10 protein-coding genes are annotated in these 10043 nt (G+C 43.2%); 5 read left to right on the top strand and 5 right to left on the bottom strand.

Features of this window, described 5'->3' with window-relative positions; all coding sequences use genetic code 11:
• The 3 genes from BIZ39_RS18935 to BIZ39_RS18925 form a co-directional block, all read right to left on the bottom strand.
• A partial coding sequence (locus BIZ39_RS18935; protein WP_187447721.1) for a mannose-1-phosphate guanylyltransferase/mannose-6-phosphate isomerase occupies positions 1-1109 on the bottom strand: 1109 nt, incomplete at its 3' end.
• 91 nt (positions 1110-1200) lie between these two features.
• Positions 1201-1587, bottom strand: coding sequence for a type II toxin-antitoxin system VapC family toxin (locus BIZ39_RS18930; protein WP_187447720.1), 387 nt, complete (start codon positions 1585-1587; stop codon positions 1201-1203).
• Positions 1587-1817, bottom strand: a complete 231-nt coding sequence (locus BIZ39_RS18925) for a type II toxin-antitoxin system Phd/YefM family antitoxin (protein WP_014980409.1) — start codon at positions 1815-1817, stop codon at positions 1587-1589. Before BIZ39_RS18925 ends, BIZ39_RS18930 begins: the two co-directional genes overlap by 1 nt.
• Positions 1818-2257: 440 nt before the next feature.
• Between BIZ39_RS18925 and BIZ39_RS18920 the strand changes: the two genes are divergently transcribed.
• Both BIZ39_RS18920 and BIZ39_RS18915 read left to right on the top strand, forming a co-directional pair.
• Positions 2258-2932, top strand: a complete 675-nt coding sequence (locus tag BIZ39_RS18920) for a YkgJ family cysteine cluster protein (protein WP_187447719.1) — start codon at positions 2258-2260, stop codon at positions 2930-2932.
• Positions 2933-3106: 174 nt separating this feature from the next.
• Complete coding sequence (locus BIZ39_RS18915) at positions 3107-3286, top strand: hypothetical protein (protein ID WP_187447718.1); 180 nt, start codon at positions 3107-3109, stop codon at positions 3284-3286.
• 1 nt (position 3287) lies between these two features.
• Here the strand turns inward: BIZ39_RS18915 and BIZ39_RS18910 are convergent, their stop codons facing one another.
• The gene (locus tag BIZ39_RS18910) at positions 3288-4181 is read right to left on the bottom strand and encodes a LysR family transcriptional regulator (RefSeq protein WP_187447717.1); all 894 of its coding nucleotides are present in this window, start codon (positions 4179-4181) and stop codon (positions 3288-3290) included.
• A 213-nt stretch (positions 4182-4394) separates the two neighbouring features.
• Between BIZ39_RS18910 and BIZ39_RS18905 the strand changes: the two genes are divergently transcribed.
• The 3 genes from BIZ39_RS18905 to BIZ39_RS18895 are packed head-to-tail and all read left to right on the top strand — an operon-like array spanning position 4395 to position 8599.
• Positions 4395-6122, top strand: coding sequence for an ABC transporter ATP-binding protein (locus tag BIZ39_RS18905; RefSeq protein WP_014950852.1), 1728 nt, complete (start codon positions 4395-4397; stop codon positions 6120-6122).
• A complete protein-coding gene (locus tag BIZ39_RS18900; protein WP_014950851.1) occupies positions 6123-7175 on the top strand; it encodes an HlyD family secretion protein in 1053 nt (350 codons plus the stop codon).
• Positions 7088-8599, top strand: coding sequence for a TolC family protein (locus BIZ39_RS18895; protein ID WP_316248267.1), 1512 nt, complete (start codon positions 7088-7090; stop codon positions 8597-8599). Before BIZ39_RS18900 ends, BIZ39_RS18895 begins: the two co-directional genes overlap by 88 nt.
• 167 nt (positions 8600-8766) lie before the next feature.
• Here BIZ39_RS18895 and BIZ39_RS18890 read toward each other — a convergent pair whose 3' ends face one another.
• Positions 8767-9576 (bottom strand): hypothetical protein, encoded by an 810-nt coding sequence (locus BIZ39_RS18890; RefSeq protein WP_014977503.1) that lies wholly within the window; start codon positions 9574-9576, stop codon positions 8767-8769.
• Positions 9577-10043 lie beyond the last annotated feature (467 nt).

Here is a 10043-nt window from a genome sequence, read left to right as displayed (position 1 = left end):
CCATTGTCTATAGAATCGTAACTGCCCCAAGGCCTAAACACTTCACGGTGAAATTCAAATTCTGGGCGCTTTTCAGCCTTCAAACGGTTCACAACGGTTTTGATGTGTTCGGCATTCTTTTTATTAGCCACCATTACAGCATCTTTGGTTTCAACTACCACAACGTCTTCCAAGCCAATAACTGCAACTAAACTGTGCTCTGCATTTACGTAGCTGTTTTTGGTACCTTCTAATAGCGTATCGCCAGTAGTTACATTGCCGTTTTCATCTTTGTCACCTGTTTCCCATAAAGAAGACCAGCTGCCTACATCAGACCAACCGGCATCTAGTGTTACCATTGCCGCCTCCGATGTTTTTTCCATTACGGCATAGTCAATCGAATCACTCGGGCAAGAAGCAAAGATTTCTTCATCTATACGCACAAAGTCGAGATCTTTTTCTGTTTTCTCAATAGCTTTTTTACACGTTGTGTATATTTCTGGGGCATGGGCTTCAAGTGCTTTTAAGAAAGCGCCAGCTTTAAACATAAACATGCCGCTATTCCAGAAGTATTCGCCTGAGTTAACGTATTTAGTAGCGGTAGGCATATCAGGTTTTTCAACAAACTCACTCACATCGAAGCCGATATTTAGTTTACTCCCAGCTTTAATATATCCGTAGCCTGTATGGGGTTGAGTAGGAACGATGCCAAATGTAACTAATTTACCTTGTTCAGCTAACGCTTGGGCTTCCTTTATCTTCAATTGAAATGTTTCGCTATCTTGAATCAAGTGATCAGCGGCTAAAACCAAAAGAACGGGATCGCCACCATCTTCCATAGCTTGAAAAGCTGCCAAAGCAATCGCTGGGGCTGTATTTCGCCCAACTGGCTCTAGCAGTATATCGCTATTGTCTACGTTGATTTGTCGCATTTGCTCGGCAACCAGAAAGCGGTGTTCTTCGTTACAAATTATAGATGGTGGTAATGATTCGATTCCATCGAGCCTTTGCACAGTGTCTTGAATCATGGTTTTGTCAGAAGTAAGTGACAAAAACTGTTTAGGTAAAGCAGCACGTGACTTTGGCCATAAGCGGCTTCCAGTACCGCCTGCAAGAATAACTGGCTTCATTAGCGTTCCTTGATTTTAAAGTAATATCTATGTTGTCAGTATACTGAGTTATGAAGAAGATAAAAACGGTGCAGCACAACAATCCCAACCATCACTTTAAAGCGTTAATCAATCTAACCCCGTAAGCGGGAAAGTGTTCGTCCTTCGTTAAAATCTGCAGCCCTTCAGCTTGCGCTTGGGCGATCAGCATTCTGTCAAATGGATCGCGGTGGTGCATTGGCAGCCTTCCTGCTTGCTGGCTGTGAAATAAATTGATAGGTAATGCGCTAAAACCTAACACTTCGATAAGCGACTCTATATCGTCTGGTACCGTGAGTTTTCCCAGCTGCTGTTTTATCGACATTTCCCAAACAGACGCGGCGCTGATATAAATGGCGTTTTCAGTATTAGAGATATGCTTTTGAGCGTTATGACCTAATTGCTCATCTCCGTTCATCCACCAAATTAAAACGTGGGTATCGAGTAAGATTCTTTTCATTACAAACCGAACATATCTGCTATATCTTCATTAACTTCTTTTGAGTCGAAGTCTTCGGTCGTATGAACCTGGCCTTTGAATTGCCCAAAAATGCGTTTTTTTTCTGTTTTAAAAGGCACTAGTTTCACTGCTGGTTTTCCCGACTTGGCGATAACAACTTCTTCACCGGCCTCTGCCCGTTCGACAAGTTGGGATAACTTACTTTTTGCCTCATGCATATTGGCCTGCATACAACACCTCTAATGAGCTTAGCTAAACTTAGCTATAATTGTAGTTCAAAAAAACAACAGTTGCAATCACGTCCTCAACTCATTTATATCTAACGCTTGTAGATCAAAAATCTGACAAGGAGCCAAACTAAATGCCTATCGTGTCAGTGCTGCGGTATCTTTAATCATCAAAGATCATTCACAAAAAACTTCCCAAACCCCAAAATTCAAAATAAAATCCACGCCAATTCAACCCCTGCCATCAAGCCTCAAGCTCACTCACACCCGGCGGGGAAGAAGCATGCTTTAAATTATGGGGTCAGAGTACATTTCTGCCTCCAATGCTATCTGTTCACTGGTTACTAAAACCAGTAAATAAAGTGTTGAGCTCATGCTACCTATTACATTACACCAGCATGATCATATATTTGTTTTAGTTTGCTTTTATTAGCGGAGTCGTTATGAATAGGCTGCGTGAGCTGTCCAGCCAAGTGATGGATGTTTACCAATCTCTTTCCCAAGAATTCAGTGCATATCAATCTAGCCAGTCACTAAACTGTGTTGAGAAATGTGGTGCATGTTGCAATAACCCCGACATTGAAGTTTCGCCATTGGAGATGCTGCCTTTAGCACTTCATCTGTTTGATACAGGACGGGCTGAACAGGCGTTTGACGAGCTAGACAGCTACAGCGGCTTCGCCTGTAAACAATATCAACGCTTAAGTTTGGACGGTAAAGAAGGCTATTGCGGAATTTACGAATACCGACCTGGCATTTGCCGTATGTTCGGTGCTGGGGGTTACAAAACAAAGTCGGGAGAAGCCACGCTCTCGGTTTGCAAAACTATTAAGCAAGCTGTGCCCGATAAGTATGCTGCTGCACTAATTGCTATACAACTGCAGCCCGCAGACGCATCGAAGCAGCCATTGATAGAGGATATCGCTGCAAATAGCGCTATTCAATCTACCTTGTTAAAGCCGCCTATGATCGCAGAGGGCAGACAAAGGATTGCACAGATAGACTATGAGCTAGGCGACAAGCTAATGCCTATAAACGGCGCGCTTCGCTTTATGTTGGAAAAGATACTTACGCTAAGTTTATATGCGCAAGATATTGATGATGGCGTTGCAGCCTAATCAACCGCAAGGGCGGAGTGGTTACTCTGTCCTTCTTGTCAAAGCGTGTTCTGTATACCCCTAATGTTATTCCTCACGATACAAAATGCGATAGAGAGATACCCAAGTTAAGAGGCAGATAAACAGCAAATGTCATATGATCTACAAAATATTGGGGAATAGGATGTCTTCGAAATGGTTAAAAAAGTTGTTGATCGTGAGTGCTTCGAGATGGTCGAGACGCTTGCCGAAAATGCATACATCGGTCGCGGACGTTTCGACTGGTCGAAAGTTAAAATGGAAGCGCATCGATTGCTCGATGAGCGCTTCGGCGAATCACAAGTCGAACTTTGCGTGGAAAAATGTAAAGGCTAAACTACTTGCTAAAGAGCCCTTGTGCTGAGCTAATAATATGCTCACTCAGCGTGTACTCGGCACGGCTTTTGCCAGTAATGGCATAGTATCTCTCATTCAGTGTTCTTGCGTTACCAATACAGTGCACGTCATATTGCTCTTCTACGTGCTTTGAAATGGCCGATGGTGCACAGAAAACACCGAAGTCTTCACTGCCAAAAAGTTTAAGCAAAGCAGTATCGTCAAATTCGGCTACAACTTTGGGATACAACTGTTCTGTCTCAAGCCAACTTGTAAGTGCTTGTCGTATTCCTGAAGTATTCCCCTGAATCAGTAACGGCATTTGATTTAAACACTCTGGAAAAGTCTCTTCTTCAGTAAGCGGTGCTTTAGCAAAGAAGCTCAACGAACTTTCGCCCAAGAAAAAACTATTGGCGCTTATTTGTGTACCAGGGGCTATGCCTCTGTCGGCAACAATAAAGTCGATGGCATTTATAGCCAGCTCTTTTAGTAAACCGTCGAAGCTATCTTCTTTTATCACGTATTTAACCTGTGGAAACCTACGCATGGTGGCATGCACAAAGTCGTAAAACAGCACTTTTGGAATACCATTAGTAATACCTATCACAAATTCTTTCGTATTCACTTCATCGCTATTGTTAAGTATTTCAGCTAGTTGATTACCTTTATGAAATATTTCGCTGGCATACTGATAACTTACTTTACCTCGCGCGTTCAGGTATAGGCGTTTATTTATTCTATCAAAGAGGGAATAACCTAGCTGATTTTCGAAGGTGCTTAGTTGCCCGCTCACGGTTTGCGGGGTAACGTGGAGTAATTTAGCGGCTTTCGCAATGCTACCCTCACGGGCAACAATATAGAAATAATATAAATGATGGTAGTTTAGGTGATGCATACTTCAACAAGCTACTCGGTTATTAAGATATTAGGGGCAAGAAATGTACTCTGACCCCATTATTCATTAACGCAATTATTTTCGATGAACTATTAAGAATATAACAGATTTATTCTAACTAACTATTGCAATACACTATCTAGCGTTGTTTTTGTACGATTAAAAACGGCGCGTCACTGATTTTTAAGCTAGCGGTATATTGAAGACACAACTATGGCTAAACCAATTGATTTACGTAAAACGCGAAAGACCTTATTTTCGCTATTGAAACCAGAGGCTGGCTTTTTTTGGGTTGCTATCGCATACGGCGTAGCAATAAGTTTAATGACCCTTGCGGTACCTATAGCGGTTCAAACGCTGATTAACAGTATCGCCAATATCGGTTCAACTCGGGCAGTTATCATATTGGCCGTCATTCTATTTCTTACTTTATTTATATCTGGCGTATTTAGCGCGCTTCGTATGCGAGTGATGGAGTTCTACGAGCGTAAAGTGTACGCTCGTCTTACCGCAGACTTAGGGCTAAAAACTATTCTCGCGCCCCACAGTTTTTTTGAAGGTCGACAAAACGTTAGCATTACACAGCGCTACTTCGACATAATGACTTTTCAAAAGAATATGCCGTCTTTAATGATTGATGGTTTCGCGCTTGTACTACAGATGCTGGTAGGTTTCACTCTAGTATCATTCTACCACCCAGCGCTTTTCGCGTTTAATGTGGTGCTTTTACTTACCATGTATGCGGTTTGGAAAATTTGGGGTCGTGGTGCTAAGCGCACGGCTATTGAATTGTCTAACGCGAAATACGATTCTGCAAAGTGGCTACACGATATTGCAATTGCTCACGAATTCTTTAAGTCAGCTGATCATGTTGAATACGCAGGGCGCAGCACCGAAGGTTATATCAGTAACTATGTGAAAAAGCACAAAAGCCACTTTCACTACACCTTTTCACAAGTGGTTATGTTTCTATTGATGTATGCCGTGGCGAGTGCATCGCTACTTGGTATCGGTGGTGTTCTGGTTGTACAAGGCGAGCTTTCTATTGGTCAGCTAGTGGCTGCTGAGCTTGTGATGTCTGCTGTTTTCTTTGGGTTGTCTCGCTTTACCCAATATTTAAAACTCTACTATGAGTTATATGGCGCTGCCGAGAAGCTGGGTGGCGCTCTTGACATGCCGCAGGAAGAGCTCAATACGTCGGAACATATACCGGCTTCTTCTAAATTGGTGTTTAACGATGTTGAACTTAAACATGGTAATGATGCGTGCCACCTCAATGTTATCTTCGAACCTGGCACTAAGTATTTTGTTACTACTGATAAAAGTTGGGTGCAGAAGCAACTGCTAGGATTGCTGAAGCAATATGACCGCGTTAAATCGGGCGACATCTTGTTAGGAGAGCTTAGCCTAAACGATTACGACACCCATGAGTTACGGCAGGCCGTCACCATTTTAGATCGTTCTTTAATTATCGAAGTTTCTGTAGAGCGCTACTTAAAGTTGGCACATCCTCAGGCAACCATCGCGGATATTCGCGCTGCGCTTGAGGAAGTAGAAATGACCAAAGTGATAGATAGCTTACCAGAGGGTTTGCAGACTAAAGTATCCGTATTAGGGGCACCGCTGCAGCCATTGGAGTTTTTGTTGCTTAAACTTGCCGCCGCAATTATTGGTAAACCTAAGCTGCTCATTTTGAATCAGCACTTCGACGCAATACCGGTAGAGTTGAGGGCGCGACTTCTGCGACGCTTAAGTAAATATGATTTTACCGTCATGTATTTTACCAATATGCCACTGCCAGATTGTTTCGAAGGTGTGTTGCATCTGCACGATAACGCAACGGCAATGTTAAATGAGTATTCAAATGGTGAGTCACCGATTAGTGCTGCTAACGCAAGTGAGAGCAGCACGGCTTCAAAGAACAATAAGGAGGGTGAGTAAGTGAATCACGCAGAACGTCGCTTTTTAGATAACATCACTTCATTGCCTTCATTGAAAGTGCCAAAGCTTCATCGTGTAATTACCGGAGTTATCATCTTCTTGGTGTTGGCAGCTGGATTAATTTTGTATTTCACACCATGGATCCAAACGGCTTATGGCACCGGTATGGTCGACTCGCTCGATCCTAAAGACAGAACCCAACCAATAAATGCGTTAGTTGATGGACAAGTAAAGCAGTGGCACGTAAGGGAAGGCCAACAAATAAAAGCCGGCGAGCCAATCGTTACGTTAATCGATATTGATGCGCAGCGACTTGAGAAGCTGCGATCTCAGCTTTCAGCAGCGAACTTAAAGAATCAAGCTAATGAAACAGCTGTAAGAAATGCTGAGAACAACCTGGCGCGTCAACAGTCTCTGCAAGAGCAAGGGCTGGTATCACGTAAAGAAGTAGAACAGGCCGAGATAAAAGTGCAGGAACTGCGAGCAAAAGCTGCCGCCTCTGTTTCGGAAATTAATGAAGTAAGCATGATTTTATCTCGCCAATCGACGCAAACTAAATATGCACCCGTTGACGGTACGGTTGTTCGGTTGCTATCAGGCGGTGTGTCTACGTTCGTAAAGTCGGGCGATATTCTTGGGCAGTTTATTCCAGCAGATGCAAAACGCAGCGTTCGCGTTACCGTGAGAGGATTAGACGCACCGCTGGTTAAGCCTGGTGCAAAGGCGCGTTTGCAATTTGATGGCTGGCCCGTTTTTCAGTTTAGTGGATGGCCGGGTAGTGCAATAGGTACCTTTGGTGGTGAAGTTGTGTATGTAGAGCCTGTTGCTAATGCTACTGGCGATTTTAACGTGTGGATTAGACCTGACGAGTCTGATATTCCTTGGCCAGCTGAAAGTTCTGCGCGTTTGGGAAGCCGGGTTAAAGCGTGGGTGCTATTAGAAGAGGTGCGTCTAGGTTACGAGATGTGGCGACAGTTGAACAACTTCCCGCCATTACCAACGCAAGAGCCTACTACCGGTGGAGCCAAGGGGACTGGGGCATCAATATGGTAATTCGAAGGTTTACATTAGCAGTGCTTGCAACTGTTGCGGTTATTAGCACTCATGTTTCTGATGCAGCAGCGCAAAACAAAAATACTAGGCATGCACCATCAATCGATGCACTTATCCAGAGTATGGTGAACTATCACCCCTACGTTAGGGCGATAAATGAAGGAAACTATCAAGCTGCAGCCGAGTTAGAAATAGCAAGAAGCAGTTTTGATCCGTTTATAGAGCAGAAAACCAGTAGCCGCGTTAGCGGATATTACGATGGTACTAATTTAACGCAGCGCTTTTCGAATCCGTTCGAAGACTTTAATGGCTCAGTTTATACCGAGTACCGTATATCAGACGGTGATTTCCCGGTGTACGAAGCCGATTACGAAACCTTGTCTGGCGGCGAGGCTAGTGTGGGCATTGCCATCTCCCTACTTAAAAACAGAGAACTGGATAAGCGTAGAACGGAGTTAGCCAATGCAGGGCTAGCGACTTCACAATGGCAAGCGTTAGCGACAAGTTTAATTAATGACTTTGTTTACAAAGGGGTTAATGAATATGTTGCGTGGTACGAAAGCGCATTGCAGGTCAATGCCGTTACAGAGTTGCTAAACACCGCAACAGAACGTGAAAGAGCGTTGGTGACCCGCGTAGAGAAGGGAGATTTAGCCAATGTTGTGCTGACAGAATTTAAAGCCAACATTTTGCAACAGCGCCTTTTGCTTGCCGAGCTTAAGCAAAAGCGAGACGCACATGCTCAAATGCTTTCTTTTTATTGGCGTTCACCTAAGGGAGATATGTTGATAGTAGATGAAGCGAACCCGCCGAAAGATATCAACTGGCCTTTCTGGGTTGGTAACGGTCAGCTTATGACTCTTCGCAATGCCCTTCGTAATCATCCTGAACTTGATGTGATGAAATTAGAACAGCAGGTGGTAAATAACAAGGCTGCGCTGGCTAGTAACGCGTTATTGCCGAAGCTAGATTTAAAAGCATCGGTTGCAAGAGATATAGGTTCTGGTCCGTCAAATTTAGACGGTACCGAAACAAAAGTAGGTCTGTCGTTTTCCTACCCTTTAGGAAACAGGAAGGCGAAAGCTGAACAAGCCCAATTACAGTCAAAGCAAAGAGAGCTAGAGCACAAGCTAACCTCTACTGAGCAAGCGATAACTCAGCGTTTTGAACAAGCGCTAGTTTATTGGGGGCAGGCGAAAGACATTGTTGCTCTTCAAAGTGAAAATGCGGCGCTAGCGAAAACCCTTTCTAAAGTAGAAAAAACACGTTTCGATGCAGGTGACAGTGATATGTTCGTGTTAAATGCCCGCGCACAAAATGAAATTAAGGCCCAAATAGAAGAGATAAAAGCGAAAGTGGACTTACTAAAGGCAGAACTAACCCTTTATAAAGAAGCCGCTATGTTGCACTCCCTTAACAACTGAGCTTTTTTGAAAACATCGAGTTTAATTGTGAAGAAGGCTTGATTGCTATCGCTTGCTGCTTGTTGTTAAAAAGCAGGTAAGGGTTGAAGATACTAGTACAGCTATAAACAAAAACGGCGTATTGAGTAAATCAATACGCCGTTTTTTTTAAATCAATTAGTAGGGGGTTAATTGCCCAGTGCACTATTAAAGTCGTCTTCGCTTAGTCCGGCAGACATAGCGTATTCTTTTAACTTATCCTGAGATACACCCGCGTGTTGCGCAGTATTTAAAATACGCATTACTTGTTCACGCTGCTGCGCAGATTCTCTCACCGCCGTTTCAACTACCGTTTCTGCTTCGTTAGGAAACACGGCCAGAAGCGCATCCACTACATACTCACCAACAAAAGGAACAGCATTCAACGCGCTTGTCATGATATCGACAATCTTATTTGGATGTTCTTGCGATAATGTCTGGACAATACTGTCTGCTGCGTCAGGTTGAGTAAGCACGGCAACGCGTACAATCTCATCTAGCTCTTCAGGTGTTGAAACCGCAGCAGCCTGCACAACAAAGTCGACATAAGTCGGCTCTGCTTTTATCGCTAACTGAACAATGTTAGGGCAGCTACTTACTTCTTTCTCAATAGCCAGCTGTACAATCTCTTCAGTAGACGCAGGTTGAGCAGAGATAGCAGCAAAAATGATCTCTCTGTATTTGTCTGGATAGGTATCTAAAGCAATATCCACAATAGACACAATCTCTTGCGGATAATGACCAGCGATTGAACTGATTGCTCTGCCAACCGACATAGTTTGGTTTACTTGACGTCTTAAGAAGGCGGTTTGAAAATGATTTGACTGGTCAGCGCTTTCTACATTCGCTGACGCGGGTGGCTGAACAACATCATTTGAGGATACTTCTTGTGCCATTGCTGTATGACTAACATGAGTTGCTAGTATTGCCGCAGACAGCAGTGTAAGAGTTCGTAACATAAACCCACCTTTATAATTATTGCGTAGTCAATTTCTGACACCACCAGTATTAATACATTTATAAAGAACACAAAGCATAGGTCATTTACGCTTATATACATTCTTATACGTATTCCTTTACGCAAGCCTTAACATCTATCACTAATATTAAGCATTAATATAATAACGGCAGGATCAAATACTACTTTAAGAACTACTACTTTATAGGATCTGAATTCCTATCCTATTAGTAATTAGTCCATATTGTCTACTAATTATCACATTTGAGCGAAAAATAGACGGTTAGTTCAGTTTTTTCAACTTTTTCAAAATAAGTGTTGACGTGAGCGCTCATTTCCCTAAAATGCGCATCCGCTTCGGGGGGAAAGCAAAACAGCAAGCCTCCTGAAGTAAGTCTCTGCTACCTTTATAGGCCAGTAAAGACGGGAGTTTAGAAGAAACGCTTCAGAAAATAAATTTTCAAAAAG

Source organism: Alteromonas sp. BZK5 (genome assembly GCF_014349115.1).
GTDB lineage: Bacteria > Pseudomonadota > Gammaproteobacteria > Enterobacterales > Alteromonadaceae > Alteromonas > Alteromonas macleodii.
The sequence above is the reverse complement of the archived record's forward strand: the minus strand, read 5'-3'. Positions and strand labels throughout refer to the sequence as shown.

Excerpts from the sequence above, each read along its gene's own strand:
- BIZ39_RS18930 (WP_187447720.1), bottom strand. The coding sequence starts at position 1,587 with ATGAAAAGAATCTTACTCGATACCCACGTTTTAATTTGGTGGATGAAC.
- BIZ39_RS18925 (WP_014980409.1), bottom strand. The coding sequence starts at position 1,817 with ATGCAGGCCAATATGCATGAGGCAAAAAGTAAGTTATCCCAACTTGTC.
- BIZ39_RS18920 (WP_187447719.1), top strand. The coding sequence starts at position 2,258 with ATGAATAGGCTGCGTGAGCTGTCCAGCCAAGTGATGGATGTTTACCAA.
- BIZ39_RS18915 (WP_187447718.1), top strand. The coding sequence starts at position 3,107 with ATGGTTAAAAAAGTTGTTGATCGTGAGTGCTTCGAGATGGTCGAGACG.
- BIZ39_RS18910 (WP_187447717.1), bottom strand. The coding sequence starts at position 4,181 with ATGCATCACCTAAACTACCATCATTTATATTATTTCTATATTGTTGCC.
- BIZ39_RS18905 (WP_014950852.1), top strand. The coding sequence starts at position 4,395 with ATGGCTAAACCAATTGATTTACGTAAAACGCGAAAGACCTTATTTTCG.
- BIZ39_RS18890 (WP_014977503.1), bottom strand. The coding sequence starts at position 9,576 with ATGTTACGAACTCTTACACTGCTGTCTGCGGCAATACTAGCAACTCAT.